This is a genomic window from Rhodococcus sp. 2G, assembly GCF_001886355.1.
GTDB classification, from domain to species: domain Bacteria; phylum Actinomycetota; class Actinomycetes; order Mycobacteriales; family Mycobacteriaceae; genus Rhodococcus; species Rhodococcus pyridinivorans.
In genome coordinates, this window is sequence record NZ_CP018063.1 from 3764649 (window position 1) to 3783020 (window position 18372).

At 64.2% G+C, this 18372-nt stretch carries 19 protein-coding genes; 16 read left to right on the forward strand and 3 right to left on the reverse strand.

The genetic code is table 11. From position 1 onward, the window contains the following. The first annotated feature begins 81 nt into the window (after window positions 1–81). On the forward strand, window positions 82–861 hold the full coding sequence (locus BO226_RS17585; RefSeq protein ID WP_071935827.1) for a 3'-5' exonuclease: 780 nt from the start codon (window positions 82–84) through the stop codon (window positions 859–861). Between the two features lie 16 nt (window positions 862–877). Here BO226_RS17585 and BO226_RS17590 read toward each other — a convergent pair whose 3' ends face one another. Further along, complete coding sequence (locus BO226_RS17590; RefSeq protein ID WP_071935828.1) at window positions 878–1738, reverse strand: LuxR C-terminal-related transcriptional regulator; 861 nt, start codon at window positions 1736–1738, stop codon at window positions 878–880. 195 nt (window positions 1739–1933) lie between these two features. Here BO226_RS17590 and BO226_RS17595 point away from each other — a divergent pair, with 195 nt between their 5' ends. The 7 genes from BO226_RS17595 (at window position 1934) to BO226_RS27140 (ending at window position 10086) form a co-directional block, all read left to right on the forward strand. Beyond that, window positions 1934–3514, forward strand: a complete 1581-nt coding sequence (locus tag BO226_RS17595) for an acyl--CoA ligase family protein (RefSeq protein ID WP_232238145.1) — start codon at window positions 1934–1936, stop codon at window positions 3512–3514. Between the two features lie 36 nt (window positions 3515–3550). Next, window positions 3551–4297, forward strand: coding sequence for a TetR family transcriptional regulator (locus BO226_RS17600; protein WP_006553690.1), 747 nt, complete (start codon window positions 3551–3553; stop codon window positions 4295–4297). A gap of 123 nt (window positions 4298–4420) precedes the next feature. Beyond that, on the forward strand, window positions 4421–5578 hold the full coding sequence (locus BO226_RS17605; RefSeq protein WP_006553691.1) for an acyl-CoA dehydrogenase: 1158 nt from the start codon (window positions 4421–4423) through the stop codon (window positions 5576–5578). Window positions 5579–5637: 59 nt separating this feature from the next. Beyond that, window positions 5638–6486, forward strand: a complete 849-nt coding sequence (locus tag BO226_RS17610; protein ID WP_071935829.1) for a 3-hydroxybutyryl-CoA dehydrogenase — start codon at window positions 5638–5640, stop codon at window positions 6484–6486. A 266-nt stretch (window positions 6487–6752) separates the two neighbouring features. Beyond that, window positions 6753–7052 (forward strand): hypothetical protein, encoded by a 300-nt coding sequence (locus BO226_RS17615; protein WP_232237986.1) that lies wholly within the window; start codon window positions 6753–6755, stop codon window positions 7050–7052. Continuing rightward, window positions 7049–8029 (forward strand): hypothetical protein, encoded by a 981-nt coding sequence (locus BO226_RS17620; RefSeq protein ID WP_071935830.1) that lies wholly within the window; start codon window positions 7049–7051, stop codon window positions 8027–8029. Before BO226_RS17615 ends, BO226_RS17620 begins: the two co-directional genes overlap by 4 nt. 1235 nt (window positions 8030–9264) lie before the next feature. After that, the gene (locus tag BO226_RS27140; RefSeq protein ID WP_156895246.1) at window positions 9265–10086 is read left to right on the forward strand and encodes a hypothetical protein; all 822 of its coding nucleotides are present in this window, start codon (window positions 9265–9267) and stop codon (window positions 10084–10086) included. 287 nt (window positions 10087–10373) lie between these two features. Here BO226_RS27140 and BO226_RS17630 read toward each other — a convergent pair whose 3' ends face one another. Further along, window positions 10374–10703 carry a putative quinol monooxygenase gene (locus BO226_RS17630; protein WP_051121709.1) on the reverse strand — a complete coding sequence of 110 codons (330 nt, stop codon included), beginning with the start codon at window positions 10701–10703 and terminating at the stop codon, window positions 10374–10376. Between the two features lie 351 nt (window positions 10704–11054). Here BO226_RS17630 and BO226_RS17635 point away from each other — a divergent pair, with 351 nt between their 5' ends. The 8 genes from BO226_RS17635 to BO226_RS27770 all read left to right on the forward strand — a co-directional run bounded on the left by BO226_RS17635 (window position 11055) and on the right by BO226_RS27770 (window position 17565). Next, window positions 11055–11330, forward strand: coding sequence for a hypothetical protein (locus tag BO226_RS17635; RefSeq protein WP_232237987.1), 276 nt, complete (start codon window positions 11055–11057; stop codon window positions 11328–11330). After that, entirely contained in the window at window positions 11327–12214 is an 888-nt protein-coding gene (locus BO226_RS17640) for a hypothetical protein (protein ID WP_232237988.1), read from the forward strand. The genes BO226_RS17635 and BO226_RS17640 overlap by 4 nt, the downstream gene beginning before the upstream one ends. Window positions 12215–12363: 149 nt before the next feature. Beyond that, the gene (locus BO226_RS27145) at window positions 12364–13299 is read left to right on the forward strand and encodes a hypothetical protein (RefSeq protein ID WP_156895248.1); all 936 of its coding nucleotides are present in this window, start codon (window positions 12364–12366) and stop codon (window positions 13297–13299) included. Window positions 13300–13849: 550 nt separating this feature from the next. Then, window positions 13850–14149, forward strand: a complete 300-nt coding sequence (locus BO226_RS17655) for a hypothetical protein (protein ID WP_232237989.1) — start codon at window positions 13850–13852, stop codon at window positions 14147–14149. Further along, complete coding sequence (locus tag BO226_RS17660) at window positions 14146–15135, forward strand: hypothetical protein (protein ID WP_071935833.1); 990 nt, start codon at window positions 14146–14148, stop codon at window positions 15133–15135. The genes BO226_RS17655 and BO226_RS17660 overlap by 4 nt, the downstream gene beginning before the upstream one ends. 396 nt (window positions 15136–15531) lie before the next feature. After that, window positions 15532–16110: a hypothetical protein gene (locus BO226_RS27150; protein WP_156895250.1), complete on the forward strand. Its 579-nt coding sequence runs from the start codon at window positions 15532–15534 to the stop codon at window positions 16108–16110. Then, on the forward strand, window positions 16107–16655 hold the full coding sequence (locus tag BO226_RS17665) for an LpqN/LpqT family lipoprotein (RefSeq protein WP_071935834.1): 549 nt from the start codon (window positions 16107–16109) through the stop codon (window positions 16653–16655). Before BO226_RS27150 ends, BO226_RS17665 begins: the two co-directional genes overlap by 4 nt. Beyond that, window positions 16648–17565 carry a hypothetical protein gene (locus tag BO226_RS27770; RefSeq protein ID WP_198040572.1) on the forward strand — a complete coding sequence of 306 codons (918 nt, stop codon included), beginning with the start codon at window positions 16648–16650 and terminating at the stop codon, window positions 17563–17565. Before BO226_RS17665 ends, BO226_RS27770 begins: the two co-directional genes overlap by 8 nt. An 85-nt stretch (window positions 17566–17650) precedes the next feature. Here the strand turns inward: BO226_RS27770 and BO226_RS17675 are convergent, their stop codons facing one another. Further along, window positions 17651–18343, reverse strand: a complete 693-nt coding sequence (locus BO226_RS17675) for a GTP pyrophosphokinase (protein WP_024102151.1) — start codon at window positions 18341–18343, stop codon at window positions 17651–17653. Window positions 18344–18372 lie beyond the last annotated feature (29 nt).

Below are 18372 nucleotides of genomic sequence, written 5' to 3' on the forward strand. Positions count from 1 at the left end.
CGCGGCCGCGACGGAGCATGTCGGTGCCTCCCGCAACAATGCGTTCGACAGATCATCATCCGACGGACGCGAGGACGGAACATGACGCACTGGCCGGACAGACCGATCTGCGCGTTCGATCTCGAGACCACCGACCGGGATCCCCGCAACGCCCGCATCGTCACGGCATGCGTCGCGACCTTCGACGGCGACCGCATCGACACACGCTCGTGGCTGCTCGACCCGGGTATCGCGATACCCGAGGAGACCACCGCGATCCACGGCATCACCACCGCCCACGCCCGCGCCGAAGGACTCGACTATCTCGAGGGATACGAGCAGATCCGGCAGGCCGTGAGCGACGCGTGGGCGCGCGGCCACATCGTCGTCGCATTCAACGCCAGCTACGACCTGACGGTCCTCGACGCCGAAGGACGCCGGCTCGGCCTGACGGGGCTCGACGTCGGCACGGTCGTCGACCCGTACGTCATCGACCGGGAGATGGACCGCAGCCGGCCCGGCAGGCGCACACTGCAGGCGGTGTGCGAGGCGTACGGGGTGTCGCTGCCGAATCCGCACGAGGCCGAGGCCGACGCGCTCGCCGCCGGCCACCTGACCCGCGCGCTCGTGGCGAGATTCCCCGAGCTCGCCGAACTCGACATCATGGCCGATCAGGCCGCCTGGCACGCCGAACGGCAACGCAGCTTCGCCGAATATCTGCGCGGGCTGGGTCGCGAGGTCGTCGACGTCGACGACAGCTGGCCCCTCCGGCTCCCCACCCCGGTGGGTACCGACGTCCTCGAGCGTCCCGCGACCGAGACCAGGTTCCGGCGCGCGCTGCGCGCGATCCGCGAGTTCTTCCGGCGACTGCGCCGACGCTGATCAGGAGAGCAGTCGATCAGGGCAGCAGTCCCTGCCGTCGCGCCTCGACGACCGCCTCGTGCCGGCTGCGCACATCGAGTTTGTCCATGGCGTTGCGCAGATAGGTCTTCACCGTCTCCACGCGCAGCGACAACCTGTCGGCGATCTCCGCGTTGCGGCAGCCCAGCGCCACATGACTCAGCACGTCGTGCTCGCGCGCGGTCAGATGCGTCCGCGGCTGCGACGCACCGTCGCGCGCCCGGGCCAGTGTCTCCTCGACGTTCCGCACCTGTTCCCTGATCACCGGGTCGTCGGTGCGCGCCGCGATCGCCCGCAGCGCCACGAGGCTTTCCGTCAGCGCTTCGGAGACGGAGGCAGGCACGGTGGCGCCGTGCGCGGCCCGCGTGTTCCCGATCAGCGACACGCGACGGTCCACCTCGTCGCGGATTTCGATCTCCCGCGCGAGCTCCGCGGCCGACCGCACGACCTTCTCCGCTACGACGTCGCCGATGGACCGGTTGACCCTCAGCCCGCCGTAGATCGCCGCCCGGGTGCGTCCGCGCACCACCACCGGCACGGCGAGCAACGACTCGATTCCCTCCCCGGCGACCTGCCGGTCGTAGTGGTGGGTGATGTGCGGGGAGGTGAAGTAGTCGGCGACCGCGCCGGGACGTTGTTCGACGACCACCCGCCCGCCGAGTCCGCGTTCGGCGGCGATCACCAGATTGCGCAGGGCACGACCGCGGGTTCCGACGAATCCGGACAGGACGACGTCCGAGCCCTGCACCGCGCCACCGAAGAGCACCGGTAGTTCCGTCGTCGCCTCGAGGTCGCGCAGCGTGGCGCGGAGGGTGTCGAGATCGTCGGGACGCAACACACCCGGCACGGCGACATCCATCGATTGCTCCTGCTCTTCCCTCCGAACACCCACTTTCGAGGGTAGAGGGGCCAGTTCCACGATTTGTAACCTGCACATCGCCCGGTGTTGCAACGATCACAGAAGACGCCGGAATCCGAGTAGGCCACCCCGGAGGTATCCGTGTCCATCGCCCCCGTCCGTCCCGGCTCGACCGGAGCCGCGAACTACAGCCAGATGAGCCCGCTGCGCTTCCTCGAACGGTCCGCGGCGGTGTTCCCGGATCGCACCGCGATCATCCACGGCGACCGCACGTACACCTACGCCGAGTTCGCCGACGAGGCGCAGCGGCTCGCGCGCGTGCTGCGCAGCCGTATCGAGCCGGGCGACAAGATCGCGTACCTGACTCCGAACGTGCCCGAGATGCTCATCGCGCATTTCGCGGTTCCGCTCGCAGGCGGTGTGCTGGTCGCGCTGAACTCGCGCCTGGCCGGGCCGGAACTCGAGTACATCCTCGACCACTCCGAGACGAAGCTGCTGTTCGTCGACTCCGAACTGCTCGGATCGGTCGCGAACGTCCGCGACAACGTTCCGGGCGTCGCCGAGATCATCGAGGTCCCCGACTCCACCGTGCCCGCTCCCGAGGTACCCGCCGGGGTGGCCACCGCCCGGTACGACGAGTTCCTCGCGCAGGCCGACTCGCTCGATGCGACGCCGCTGCCGTGGAGCGTCGACGACGAGCTCGGCGTCATCACCCTCAACTACACCTCGGGCACGACCGGCAAACCCAAGGGCGTGATGTACACCCATCGCGGCGCGTACCTGAACTCGCTGGGCGAGACCTTCCACAACAGCTTCGACGGGCAGAGCAAGTATCTGTGGACACTGCCGATGTTCCACTGCAACGGCTGGTGTACGCCCTGGGCGGTGACCGCTGCGGCGGGCACCCACATCTGCCTGCGGGCGGTGCGGGCCGACGCGATCTGGGATGCCATCGACAACCTCGGTGTCACCAACCTGTGCGGTGCGCCCGCGGTGTGCTCGACCATCGCGAACGCCGAGCAGGCTCATCCACTCGACCGTCCGTTGCGGATCACCACGGCCGGCGCGCCGCCGTCGCCGACGGTGATCGCCCAGCTCGAACAGATCGGCATCACGGTTGTCCACGTCTACGGACTCACCGAGGTGTACGGCCCGTACACGATCTGCGAGTACCAGGACAGCTGGGACGACAAGCCGGCCGACGAACGCGCCGCGCTGCTCTCCCGCCAGGGTGTGGGCATGCTGCAGGCCGAGACCGCGCGGGTCGTCGACGAGGACATGAACGACGTGCCCGCCGACGGCGAGACCATGGGCGAGATCGTGCTGCGCGGCAACAACGTCATGCTCGGCTACTACAAGGACCCGGACGCGACCGAGGAGGCGTTCCGCGGCGGCTGGTTCCACACCGGCGACCTCGGCGTGATGTACCCGGACGGATACATCCAGCTCAAGGACCGCGCGAAGGACATCATCATCTCCGGCGGCGAGAACATCTCGACCGTGGAGGTCGAGCAGGCGATCGTCAGCCACCCGGCGGTGCTCGACGTCGCGGTCGTCGGCGTTCCGGACGAGAAGTGGGGTGAGCGTCCCAAGGCGTTCGTGATCCTGAAGAAGGGCGAATCGGTCACGGCCGAGGAGATCATCGACTACACGCGCACGCTGCTCGCCGGGTACAAGGTGCCGCGCGACATCGTCTTCCCGCTGGAGCTGCCCCGCACCTCGACCGGCAAGATCCTGAAGTTCGAGCTGCGATCGGCCGAAGCCGCCGAGGGGTGAGCCGACCCCTCACGACTGCATTGGATACTCGACGCCATGACATCCGGTACCGGTAACAGCACCCGTCGCCTCGATTCGACGGGCCCCGATCCCGCCCAGTTCCGGGTGCATGTCGTCACGCAGGCGATCCGTCTGTTCTCCGAGTTCGGCTACGAGTCGACCACCGTCGAGCAGATCGCCGCGGCCGCAGGGGTGTCGCGGCGGACCTTCTTCCGGCAGTTCCGGTCGAAGGAGGACGTGATCTTCGCCGATCACGAGTCGCTGCTCGAGCAGGTCGCCGAGTACCTCTCGCAGGATTTCGACGATCCGTGGGCGGCGGCCTGCGAGGGGGCCAAGCTCGTCTTCGGGCACTTCCGGGACCGGCGCGAGCTGGCGGTGTGGCGGTATCGGGTGGTGCAGCGGGTGCCGGCGCTGCGGGAGCGCGAACTCGTCACCACCTACCGCTACGAGCGGTTGTTCACCGACTTCCTGCGCGCCGCCGTCCCGACGGAGAAGCCGGTGCGCACCGTCAGCTTCGCGGCGGCGATGACCGCCACGCACAATTTCGTGTTGCGCGCGATGATCCGCGGCGACGAGACCGCCACTGCCGAACGCCTCGAGCAGGAGCTGCTCGAGCTCCGCCGCACGTACGGGGTGGTTCCGGTGCCCGAAGGCGCGACGAACGGGAAGGTCGCGCCGGCTCCGCCGGCGGTCGCGGTGGTGACCTATCCGGCCCACCTGACACCGGCCGAGATCGCCGAGCAGGTTCGGCTCCAACTCGAAGGCGCACAGCAGCGCCGTTGACCTGGCACTGAGTGCCGTGGTTACAATCGACTCATTCCGTCACGTCGCGAACCCTCGCCCCGATATCGTCGAGGGAGCTACGTTCGCAAATCTGGCACCGCGTGCCGTTAGGAGTCCGCCGTCATGGCCCTCAATCCCGACTTCGATCTGTTCAAGCTCTCCGAGGAGCACGACGCGCTGCGCGAGGCCATCCGCGCGCTCGCCGAGAAGGAGATCGCGCCCTACGCCAAGGACGTCGACGAGAACTCCCGCTTCCCGCAGGAAGCCCTCGACGCCCTCAACAAGTCGGGCTTCAACGCCATCCACGTGCCCGAGCAGTTCGAAGGCCAGGGCGCCGACTCGATCGCCGCCTGCATCGTCATCGAAGAGGTCGCCCGAGTATGCGGCTCCTCCTCGCTGATCCCCGCCGTCAACAAGCTCGGCACCATGGGCCTGATCCTCCGCGGCTCCGACGAACTCAAGGCCAAGGTCCTCCCCGACATCGTCAACGGCGCGATGGCCTCCTACGCGCTGTCCGAGCGCGAAGCCGGCTCCGACGCCGCCTCCATGCGCACCCGCGCCAAGGCCGACGGCGACGACTGGATCCTCAACGGCTCCAAGTGCTGGATCACCAACGGTGGTAAGTCCACCTGGTACACCGTCATGGCCGTCACCGACCCCGAGAAGGGCGCCAACGGCATCTCCTCCTTCATGGTCCACAAGGACGACGAGGGCTTCGTCGTCGGACCGAAGGAGAAGAAGCTCGGCATCAAGGGCTCCCCCACCGCCGAGCTGTACTTCGAGAACTGCCGCATCCCCGGCGACCGCATCGTCGGCGAGCCGGGCACCGGCTTCAAGACCGCTCTCGCGACCCTCGACCACACCCGCCCCACCATCGGTGCGCAGGCCGTCGGCCTCGCCCAGGGCGCCCTCGACGCGGCGACCGCCTACGTCAAGGACCGCAAGCAGTTCGGCCGCCCGATCTCCGACAACCAGGGTGTGCAGTTCATGCTCGCCGACATGGCGATGAAGGTCGAGGCCGCACGCCTGATGGTCTACACCTCCGCCGCTCGCGCCGAGCGCGGCGAGCCCAACCTCGGCTTCATCTCGGCCGCCGCGAAGTGCTTCGCGTCGGACGTCGCCATGGAGGTCACCACCGACGCCGTGCAGCTGTTCGGTGGCGCCGGCTACACCACCGACTTCCCGGTCGAGCGCATGATGCGCGACGCGAAGATCACGCAGATCTACGAGGGCACCAACCAGATCCAGCGCGTCGTCATGTCGCGCGCGCTGCTGCGCTGACATCGGTCGCGTAGGTTACCCCCGGAACATCGAAGCGATCAGGAGTTACCGCAGTGGCAGTGGAAAAGGTAGGCGTGATCGGCGGCGGCACCATGGGTGCCGGTATCGCCGAGGTGTGCGCCAAGGCCGGTAGCGACGTCCTCGTCAAGGAGACCACCGAGGAGTTCGCCGCCGCGGCACGCGAGCGTCTGAAGAAGTCGATCGGACGTGGCGTCAAGTCCGGCAAGATCACGCAGGAGGACGCCGACACGGTCCTCGGACGGATCCGCGTCACCCTCGACCTGAAGGAGTTCGCCGACCGCGACCTCGTCGTCGAGGCCGCCCCCGAGATCGAGTCTCTCAAGGTGGAGATCTTCTCCGAGCTCGACAAGATCGTAAAGCCCGAAGGCATCCTCGCCACCAACACGTCGTCGATCCCCGTCATCAAGATGGCGCAGGCGACGCAGCGGCCCGGCAAGGTCGTGGGCGTGCACTTCTTCAACCCGGTGCCGGTGATGCCGCTCGTCGAGATCATTTCGGCGCTCACCACCGACGAGGCCACCGCCGACACGGTGTTCGACTACGCGAAGAACACCCTCGGCAAGACGGCCGTGCGCGCAGGCGACCGTGCGGGTTTCATCGTCAACGCCCTGCTCATCCCGTACCTGTGCTCGGCAGTGCGCATGCTCGAGTCGGGCTACGCGACGAAAGAAGACATCGACGCCGCGATGAAGGGCGGCTGCGGCTACCCGATGGGTCCGCTGACCCTCATCGACACCGTCGGCCTCGACATCACCCTCAACGCCGCGCAGTCGCTGTACGACGAGTTCGCCGAGCCGCACTACGCACCCCCGGCACTGCTGCGTCGCATGGTCGACGCGGGTCGCCTGGGTCGCAAGACCGGCGAGGGCTTCTACAGCTACAAGTAGGCCTCACTCGGACGCCCCTGCCGTTCCTTCTCGGAACGGCGGGGGCGTCTGCGCATCCGGACAGCCGGGAGGTACGCAACAACAGTTCCGGGTTCGCAACACGGCCAGCAACTGCCGGCGTAGCGAACCTTCACGACGTGTTGCGTACCTCGGGTACGACCGATGCCCCGCTCGAAGTCGCCCGACGGTCCGCTCCGGCTCCGCGAGGGCGCCGTCTGCTATCGTCCCGACCCGGACGTATCGGGGGATTCTGTCGGGGGGCAGTGGTGACATTGCACGTAGATCCTGAAGCGCTGCGCACATTCGCAGCCTTCGTGGCGGACACCGCCGACGCGATGAACGACTGGGACGTCGGCGAACCGTATGCCGTGTCGCAATCAGCACTTCCCGGAACAGAATTCACGGCCGTCTGCGCACGAGCCTTCACCGCCACCGATCAAGCACTCGGCAACGTGTGCAGTCGCCTGCGCGAGATCGTCGACATCACCGACGGCGCCGCGAACGACTACGTCGTCACAGAGACAGACTTCGTGGCTGCACTCTCGGCGATGGATCAGCACGGATGAGACCGGGAGTCGCTGCGGTCCGGTCCTGGAATACCGACGCTCTGCGAATCACCGCCGACCACCTCGACGTGCTCGTCGACACACTCGACGACCGCATGAAAGGTCTGCTCACCGAGCAAGATGTGCTCGCCGAGCGATGGTCCGGCGACGCCGCGCGTGCCGCCGCCGCGCGAGTGGTCCGAGAACGCTCATTGGGCAGCGCCATCGCCGAAGCCCTCCTGCAGATCGCGGAGGCGTACCGCACCGGCGCGTGGCTCGTCGAAGGCACCCGCCTGCACCTCCGGTCGGTCGTGGGCGGCGCCGAACAGTCCGGGTTCACCGTGCACGACGACGGCACCGTCGACCCCTCCGACCAGATCCACATCCTCTCGGCGATACTGCCGAGCGAAGCCGTCGCAGAGACCCGTGCACGTCTCGAACACGAAGCAACGGACCTGACCCACGCCGTCACCGGCGCTCTCGAACAAGCGTCGCGAGCCGCAACCGAAACAGCCGATCGCATCACCGCCGCCGTTGCGGTACTCGAAGCAACCCGGGATGCCGCGGCGCCGGGGAAGGTCGTGCAGAACGAGAACGGCGAGTTCTCCTGGTGGCCTGACTGGGCAGCTACGACGGCAGCCTCCACCATCGGCGTGATGGCCGACGGAACGAAAGAGGGTCTTACAGCGGCAGCAACAGCGTCCGGTGACGACCTCGCCCGTGGAGTCGCGCAAAAGCTCGGGCCGGCTGGGGCGGCACTCGGAGTGGTCCCAGCGATAGTCAACGACATCGAAGGTGGGATGCATCCTGCCGAGGCAGTCGTAACAGAAGGCGCCGGCGCTGCGCTCGGCTACTGGGGCGGCCTGAAGGCCGGAGCTTTTGTTGGATCCCTTGTCGCGCCGGGGATCGGAACCGCAGTCGGACTGGTGGCGGGCGCGATGGCCGGCGCTTCCATTTCCTGGTTGACCTCCAAGGTTCTACAAGCAGCACTGCATTGATTCGAGTCGTCCACCGCGTTGAAAGGAACAGGGCCAGACTTATGCAACACCAGCACCCAACGATGCCCGTCGGCCTTCCGGACGACAACCAGGCATGGCCTCAGTGCCTTCGCTGCACAGATGCCGTTTTCTCCGTCGCCATGTTCAGTCTTGCAATCCTTCTCGCATACTCGTCTTTCCAGGGCGCCGAGCGTGGGGACGCTACCTACTTCGTCGGCTTCGCAGGTGGAACAGCACTAGCAATTTCGCTCTTCATCATCGGCATCCGTGATGCCGGAATCCGATATCTCGGGTTATCCCGGTCGATTACGGTTCATGAGGATCCCGTGCGAGGACTCGGCTTGGCGATCCCGGTTCGAAAATCGAACACCCGGATCCTCTCGGGAATCCTTTTCGGCACCGCCGCATATGGTGCTTCCGCTTCACTTGGATGGTTCCTGGGATTCGGCGAGTCCCTGATGCCTTCCGGTCGCGACACACTCCCCGGTGCCGTGCTTCTACTCGCCGGTGCAATCGTCATGACCGCTCTTGCGCTCTTTGTCTTCGCCTTCCGCGCAACAACCGAATTAAGGATCTTTCCGTCCGGGGTGGAGCGAATTCGGAGGCGACGATCATTCCTCTCTGTACGAGATGATTCGACTTTCCTACCCTGGGACGATATCGGTCGCATAGAACCCAGGGAACTACCACCACGTACAGGATCCGCGGGTCGGCCGATCATCCACCTTTACAGCGCAACTGGAGCCGACACTTCGAGCACCGGGCATGATTCGACCCACCCCGTAAGCATTACAGCGCATCAACTGGTGGCGGAGCCGAACACACTTTTCGCGCTTCTCGAACACCTACGGACGAATCCGGATCAGCGGAGCTATGTAGGACAAAGGGGGGGCAGTCGAACTGCTCCGCCCTCCCCCGCTTCGAAAACGGCTTCGTGAAGCCAGAATTGCTCACACGACGCGGTGAGGAAACACGTAGGTTGCGCGCGGACGCGTCAGAGAATCCACCGGCCGGAGTCCCAGGTCATTTCGCGGTTTCAGGTCTTGGCCAGTAGGTGTGGAAATGATCTCACCCCTCACGTACGAGCGAGGTGCTTGTTGAAGCGAAGAAAAAAAGTTCGGACACCTGACGAACTCGTCGACAACATCCGATCGACCCCATCCGAAGCGACCTGGCCACAACCGCTCAGGATAGTGCCACTAGTTCTGTCGATTGCGCTGCTTATCGCAGCTTGCGTGAGCTTCGCATTCGTCCAGGACACGATCCGAACGAACGACTTCCAAGTCACACTCGGTGCGGCAGGCGGCTCGATTGCGCTGTTCGTCATCGCCCGATCCTCGTTTCGGCGTGCGGGTCTTCGGGACCTTCGACCGCACCGGGACATCAAATTTCGTCACGATCGCGACCGCGGTCCGGGTATTCGCATCCCAACACGAAGAACCGAAGTGTGGACAACAGTCGCAGTCATGCTGGGGTTGGCCGCCTATGGTTCCGCAGCAGCATTCACATGGCACAGCGGCCTCGGCGAAGCACTGTTGCCGATCAACCGAGACAACAGTGAGAGTGCCCTCTTCATAGCGGTATGCGCCGCCGGCATGGGCCTGATCGCGGTCCTGATCGTCTCCATCCGTTTCGAGACGACCCTGTACATCAGCCCACGCGGTGTACGCCGCTACGTACGTCGTCGAGTCTTCTTCAAGAAACAGGTATTCGACATCTCCCTGTCCTGGGAAGGTATTGCCCGGATTGGGGTAGGTAGCCTCGGAGTCGGTGGTGGAACTACGGTCCACCCGGTAATCGATCTTCATACGAACGAACCGATTCCACCAGAAGCTCGGACTCGACATGATTCGGAGTGTCGAGTGGCGGTCATGGCCCACCAGCTCGTGACGGAGCCGAACACTCTGTTCGCGCTTTTGGAACGGTTGGCAGAGAACCCGCGCGATCGCGAACTTCTCACGAAATCCGATGCAGTCGACCTTTTGCGCCCTCCGCCGCTGCGGGAACGATTCCGCGCAGCACGCAAGCCGTCGCGTCAGCACGGGAACAACCGGTAGGTACGCAACAGCAACATCGGGTTCGCAACGCGGCCAGTAACTGACGGCGTTGCGAACCCTCACTGCATGTTGCGTACCTCGATCCCCTGCCGCAGCAAGTGACGACCGGTTCGTCACCCCAGAGACAGCGCCGCCACGCCGTACACATTCAAAATGATTCAGGAAGTTGTAGTGACAGCCGGACACAACCGACCTTCTGGGACCGACTTTGTGAGAACGATTCCGGATGGCACGCCACCAGGAGGCGTCTCGATGAACGCTTCGATTCAGACGACTACAAGTAGGCCTCACTCGGACACCCCTGCCGTTCCTTCTCGGAACGGCGGGGGCGTCTGTGTATCCGCACCCTCGATCTCGTACCGGCGCCCGATACCGACGGTCAGCCGTCCCCACTCACTGCGGGCCACCCGCGTTCGATGCATCTCGAACGCGGTGACGTCGACGAAGGTTTCCTCGACGCGCCACACCATAGGGTCGTCGGTCGGCAGGACTTCGAACGAGACACAACCGGGTTCGGCGCGCGTCAGGTCAATATGACACTGCAGATGGCCGAGCATGATCTCACGCTCGGCCTCGCTGTGGCACAGCAGTTCTCCCCTGAGACGGACGTAGGACATCTCGGCTCCTTCCACGGCACCCCGACCGATCGCTGCTACCGTCACGCGCGGCGTATCGGAGAATTCAGTCGGAAGGGTAGACGATTTCGCGCAGCACGCACCTCGTCACGCCAGCGCGCACACAACCGGGAGGTACGCAACAACAGTTCCGGGTTCGCAACACGGCCAGCAACTGCCGGCGTAGCGAACCTTCACGACGTGTTGCGTACCTCGGGTACGACCGATGCCCCGCTCGAAGTCGCCCGACGGTCCGCTCCGGCTCCGCGAGGGCGCCGTCTGCTATCGTCCCGACCCGGACGTATCGGGGGATTCTGTCGGGGGGCAGTGGTGACATTGCACGTAGATCCTGAAGTGCTGCGCACATTCGCAGCCTTCGTGGCGGACACCGCCGACGCGATGAACGACTGGGACGTCGGCGAACCGTATGCCGTGTCGCAATCAGCACTTCCCGGAACAGAATTCACGGCCGTCTGCGCACGAGCCTTCACCGCCACCGATCAAGCACTCGGCAACGTGTGCAGTCGCCTGCGCGAGATCGTCGACATCACCGACGGCGCCGCGAACGACTACGTCGTCACAGAGACAGACTTCGTGGCTGCACTCTCGGCGATGGATCAGCACGGATGAGACCGGGAGTCGCTGCGGTCCGGTCCTGGAATACCGACGCTCTGCGAATCACCGCCGACCACCTCGACGTGCTCGTCGACACACTCGACGACCGCATGAAAGGTCTGCTCACCGAGCAAGATGTGCTCGCCGAGCGATGGTCCGGCGACGCCGCGCGTGCCGCCGCCGCGCGAGTGGTCCGCGAACGCTCATTGGGCAGCGCCATCGCCGAAGCCCTCCTGCAGATCGCGGAGGCGTACCGCACCGGCGCGTGGCTCGTCGAAAGCACCCGCCTGCACCTCCGGTCGGTCGTGGGCGGCGCCGAACAGTCCGGGTTCACCGTGCACGACGACGGCACCGTCAACCCCTCCGACCAGATCCACATCCTCTCGGCGATGCTGCCGAGCGAAGCCGTCGCAGAGACCCGCGTCCGCCTCGAACACGAAGCAACGGACCTGACCCACGCCGTCACCGGCGCTCTCGAACAAGCGTCGCGAGCCGCAACCGAAACAGCCGATCGCATCACCGCCGCCGTTGCGGTACTCGAAGCAGCCAGGGATGCCGCGGCGCCGGGGAAGGTCGTGCAGAACGAGAACGGTGAGTTCTCGTTCTGGCCTCCGGATTGGCCGGCCTCTATAGCGGGAGCCACTATCGGGTTGACCGCAGACTCGACGAAGGAGGGACTGAAGAGTGCTGCGACAGCGTCCGGGGACGACGTTGCCGGCCGTATTGCGTCTCGAATTGGGCCCGTGGGAGCAGCATTAGGAGTGATCCCCGCGATCTCGAACGACATCGAGACCGGAATGGACCCGGCCGAAGCAGTCGTTACCGAGAGTATTGGCGCTGCATTTGGATACAGGATCGGCTCCGGTTTGGGCAAACTTGTCGGAGGAGTGGCAGGGTGATTGATCGCACCGGGCGTGGGAACCGGCGTAGGTCTTGTTGCCGGGACCGTGCTCGGTGCCACGATTGGGCTGGGTGTCTCGAGAGGATTACAAGGACTATGGCGTTGAGCAATCTATTCAATTGGCGCTCAGCGCTCTTCAGGTCACGCATGATGAAGCCGGACAAGCCACCCGAAAATGCGTGTGCCATCCATTGGCCGTGGCCACAGCACTTTCATGTTGTGGCAATGTTGATCTCAGTACTCATGATTGCGCTGGTGCCTGTCTTCGCTGCACTCACGCTGCAACAGTGGACACAGGATGATGTCCTAGCCGCCGTCGGTTTCGCAGGAATCACGCTCGGACTCGCCCTATCGAGTCCGATCTGCTTCCACGAAGCGGGAATCCGTCATCTCGCCTTGTCCCGGCTGGTGGTTCATCACCATCATCCCGAGCACGGTGCTGGAATCCGGATACCGACACGTCGTTGGGGAATCTCGACTGTCGTCGGTACCGCACTCGCGCTCGGAACCTACAGTCTCGCTGCAGCGATCGCGGTTTCACATCGGTCCGGCGAAAGCCTTCTCCCACACGGTCGAACCGAGAGCGAGGGGCTTCCCTTCTTGATTGTTCTGGTATTCGTCTGCTTTGCGACGGCGGTGCTTCTTCTGGCCGTCCGATCGGACACGCGACTCGACATATATCGCGGGGGTATCCGGAGGCGGGTCTGTAGACGAGTTCTGACTCATGCGCAGGTGATCGATCACTTCATTCCCTGGAACGAGATCGAGCGTATCGAGGTCGGAGATCTCGGCGTCCGCTTGGGGTCCGCACAGTATCCGGTAGTCGACCTTTTCACCGTTTCACCGACGGCAGAAGACCTCCGGACCCGTCACGACGGAGTCAACAGGTTTGCGGTGATGGTTCATCAACTCGCTGTGGAGCCCAACACTCTGTTCACACTCATGAAACGTCTGGTAGAGAATCCGTGCGATCGTGGACTCCTCACGAAATCCGGTGCAGTCGACTTTTTGCGCCCTCCGCGGCTGCGGGAACGATTCCGCGCAGCACGCCAGCCGTCGCGTCAGCACGGGAACAGCCGGTAGGTACGCAACAGCAACATCGGGTTCGCAACGCGGCCAGTAACTGACGGCGTTGCGAACCCTCACTGCATGTTGCGTACCTCGATCCCCTGTCGCAGCAAGTGACGACCGGTTCGTCACCCCAGAGACAGCGCCGCCACGCCGTACACATTCAAAATGATTCAGGGAGTTGTAGTGACAGCCGGACACAACCGACCTTCTGGGACCGACTTTGCGAGAACGATTCCGGATGGCACGCCACCAGGAGGCGTCTCGATGAACGCTTCGATTCAGACGACTACAAGTATGCCTCACTCGGACGCCCCTGCCGTTCCTTCTCGGAACGGCGGGGGCGTCTGCGCATCCGGACAGCCGGGAGGTACGCAACAACAGTTCCGGGTTCGCAACACGGCCAGCAACTGCCGGCGTAGCGAACCTTCACGACGTGTTGCGTACCTCGGGTACGACCGATGCCCCGCTCGAAGTCGCCCGACGGTCCGCTCCGGCTCCGCGAGGGCGCCGTCTGCTATCGTCCCGACCCGGACGTATCGGGGGATTCTGTCGGGGGGCAGTCGTGACATTGCACGTAGATCCTGAAGCGCTGCGCACATTCGCAATCTTCGTGGCGGACACCGCCGACGCGATCGACGACTGGGACGTCGGCGAACCGTATGCCGTGTCGCAATCAGCACTTCCCGGAACAGAATTCACGGCCGTCTGCGCACGAGCCTTCACCGCCACCGATCAAGCACTCGGCAACGTGTGCAGTCGCCTGCGCGAGATCGTCGACATCACCGACGGCGCCGCGAACGACTACGTCGTCACAGAGACAGACTTCGTGGCTGCACTCTCGGCGATGGATCAGCACGGATGAGACCGGGAGTCGCTGCGGTCCGGTCCTGGAATACCGACGCTCTGCGAATCACCGCCGACCACCTCGACGTGCTCGTCGACACACTCGACGACCGCATGAAAGGTCTGCTCACCGAGCAAGATGTGCTCGCCGAGCGATGGTCCGGCGACGCCGCGCGTGCCGCCGCCGCGCGAGTGGTCCGCGAACGCTCGCTGGGCAGCGCCATCGCCGAAGCCCTCCTGCAGATCGCGGAGGCGTACCGCACCGGCGCGTGGCTCGTCGAAAGCACCCGCCTGCACCTCCGGTCGGTCGTGGGCGGCGCCGAACAGTCCGGGTTCACCGTGCACGACGACGGCACCGTCAACCCCTCCGACCAGATCCACATCCTCTCGGCGATACTGCCGAGCGAAGCCGTCGCAGAGACCCGCGTCCGCCTCGAACACGAAGCAACGGACCTGACCCACGCCGTCACCGGCGCTCTCGAACAAGCGTCGCGAGCCGCAACCGAAACAGCCGATCGCATCACCGCCGCCGTTGCGGTACTCGAAGCAGCCAGGGATGCCGCGGCGCCGGGGAAGGTCGTGCAGAACGAGAACGGCGAGTTCTCCTGGTGGCCTGACTGGGCAGCGACGACCGCAGCTTCGACTATCGGAATCATGGCCGATACCACCAAGGAAGGTCTGAAAGAAGCCGCCATCTCATCCGGTGACGATCTGGCCCGAAACATCAGCCGAGGAATGAACCCTGCCGCTATCGCTCTCGGTACGGTGCCCGCCATCGTCAACGACATCGAGTCGGGCATGGATCCCACCAAGGCGATCGTCACGGAATCCACGGCTTCGGCCTTGGGAGGCGTAGCAGCATGGGCAGGAGCAAAAGGGGGCGCCGCCCTCGGAACGATGATCGCTCCGGGTGTAGGCACGGCAGTGGGACTCGCCGTAGGCGCACTGGCGGGTGGATTGACCACTTATATTTCGTCGAAGGGCTTCCAAGCGCTCTGGGACTGACACATGACGAAACCCTCCATCAGCGCAACCAGTGCGGAGACACATGAGATGAGTTCGAAAATCGAGCCCCAAAGCTTCGGGACGTACCCTCGCAACGACCAGCGCCCCTACTGGCCACAAGCTTTCCGACCGGTGATCTTTCTGATGGCGGTCGCATTCGCATTGTCGGCAATGGTCATGATTACTCTCGCCATCCGAGCCGGAAATGCCCATCACGCACTGGAATTCACAGGTTACGTAGGTGGCCTGTCGATGATGGCACTGTTGTCGCTTACGGCACTTCGTGAATCGGGTTTCCGACACGTTCGACGGTCCTCGCGAATTCATCGGATACACGATCCACGACACGGGGACGGAATCATCGTTCCGATGCGCCGTGGTCTCACCGCTCCGGTGATGATCGTTCTGCTGGGGGGAGCTGTATACGGAGTTGCCGCCTCGGCCCTCTGGATCGTTGCCGGAAATACATCGCTCCTTCCCGAGGGACGGGACACTCCTCGAAACGCGCTCCTGGTCGCAGTTCTCGCCGCCGTTGCGCTCCTCCTGTCATCGATACTGCTTGCCATCCGGATCGAGATTGCGGTGAGGATCTTCCGGGAAGGAATCGAACGGCATACGCGTAGGAGAATATTCTTCAGCAACATAGAATTTCGGATCTTCCTTCCGTGGGCGGACATCACAAGTGTCGATGCCGAGATCAATGCCGACCTGGGTCGGCACCCCTTGATCGGTTTACGGACCACAGGTCCGATTCCTGAAGGCCAACGAACCCCTCATGACTCGGACGACAGGATTGCGGTGCTGGCGCATGCTCTGGCCGCGGAGCCCAACACTCTCGTACGACTACTACAGGACATGAAAGAGGATCCAGAGAAGCGCCCCGACGTCGAAAGGCCCGATTCCGCAGATCTTCTTCGTCCCCCACCGCTGCGCGAACGGTTCCGCACAGCACGCCGCCGGAAGGCATCTCGATGACCGCTTCGCTTCAGACGACGCTCTCCGACTACCTCGCAGCACGCGAAGTCGAACTGAGCCCCTGCGACCCGGACGACCCGCGGCATCCGCAACCGGAACTCCAGGCGCCGGAGGGTTGGATAGTTCTCCCTCGCGATGTCTTTCCGCATGCACATACGGTTCTCGTGGCTCCCGAGCACGTCGCGGACGATTGGGTGCCCAACGCCGTCCTCCTCCACTGCGCACTGTCGAAATGGCGGCCGACGGACGAACTGCTGGAGGTCGCGGCGCGTGAAGCTCGCGAACTGCCCGCGTGGAGGGAGACGCTCCGCGACACATCCGATTTCCGCGGGCACCGATCGGTGATCATCCAAGGCTCCTATCGAGTGGACGACGTCGAGTACACCGCCGTGACGCGATACCTCGTGATCGACCACGAGTACGACCGCTACCTGACGCAACTGACGGCAACCGCACGCTCCGACAGTCTCGGGTCGCTCGACGTTCACATTCACACAATCCACGAAAGTCTGATCATGCGGCAGGAGGGAAGGCTACATGAGTGACTATGCCGGAAACTCTTCTGTACAGCGCCAATTCGATCCTGTATGGCCACAACGCTTCCGGCCGTTCTTGTTTGCCCTCGGTGCCATTCCGGCCTGGCTCACCGTCACGGTGCTGGCCTGGGGCGCCGGTGAGGATCATTCGACCTCGATGATCGACTCCTTGTTCATCGCCGCAGTGGTCATGCTGCCCGCAGCACACATGTTCCACATGGCCGGATTCCAACGGATCGGATTGCACCCCGGGATCCGGCACTGTCACGACGACACCCATGGACGTGGAATCGAAATTCCCTATCAACGGTTGCTTTACGCGCACGCGGCCTTCTGGCTGTCCTTCTTCACTGTGATAGTGGCGATCGGCATCCGTTCAGCCGACGAGCGACGAGGGATGAACGAACTTTCCGACCCTCACCCTCCGGACGGTTCTTTCTGGATGTGGACGACCTTGGCCGTGGTCCTCGCGGGTGCCCTTCCGTTCCTGTTGCGGCCACGTGGAGGTCTGTACCTCTATACAGAAGGCATTCAGCGTCGCACGAGTTGGCTCTACCGTCGCGCAGTGTCGGATGTTTTCGTCCGGTGGGAGGACATCGAGCAGATCGTGCCCGACGTCTACACAGTGACGTCTCGTGGTGCGGAGATACACCATCCGCTCATGAGGTTCCGTGTTCCGGGATTCCGTGTGACACGTCCGCGCGTGCCTCACGACCAGCCGGGTGCCTTCACCGTGATGGCGTACGTTCTCGTCAGCGAACCCAACGCGCTGGTCGGACTCATCGACCGTCTCCATCGGTGTCCCGAAGATCGCCATCTCGTCACCACACCCGAGGCCCCAGAACTCCTCCGTCCCCTCCCTGTGCGTGAACGCTTACGTATCGCGCGGAAGATTCCGCGTCAACAGTGGGAATGGTGATGGGCACGCAACACCGGTGGTGGGTTCGCAACGCCGACAGTGACCGACCACGTTGCGAGCCTTCACCCCACGTTGCGTACCTCGGTCAGTTCCCGTTGTTCGGGCCGTGGACGCGGCGGTGCAGTGCTTCCATCCGCAGGTCCAGATCGCGCGCCGTTTCCGCGGCGAGGCGGAGTTCTTCGCGCAGTTCGTCCGGTACCTCGCGGTCGTGCTTGTAGTAGATCTTGTGTTCCAGGCTCGCCCAGAAGTCCATGGCGACCGTGCGGATCTGCAGTTCGACGTAGACGCGCTCGACCCGGTCGGACATGTACACCGGGATCTGGACGATCACGTGCACGCTGCTGTACCCGTTGGGCTTCGGGCGCGCGATGTAGTCCTCGATCTCGACGACCGTCACGTCGAGCTGGCTCGTGATCATGTCGATGATCCGGTAGACGTCCGACGTGAAGCTGCACGTGATGCGGATGCCTGCGATATCGCGGACGGCCTCGCGGATGCCGTCGAGCGAGGCGGGCGCACCCTTCCGTTCCGCCTTGGCGAGGATCGACTCGGGACTCTTCAACCGCGACTTCACGTGCTCGATCGGGTTGTACTCGCGGGCGTAGGTGAACTCCTCGCGCAGGATGTTGATCTTCGTCATCATCTCGTCGATGCCGAACTTGTACACCATGAGTGCGCGTCGCAGATCCTGCGCGAGATGCTCCACTGCGACCAGCGGTGCCTGCACGTCGTCCGGTGTCGGTAGTCCCGGTTCGGGTTCGCCCACCGTCGTCTTCACTCGATTCCTCCTCGATCACTTCCGGGATC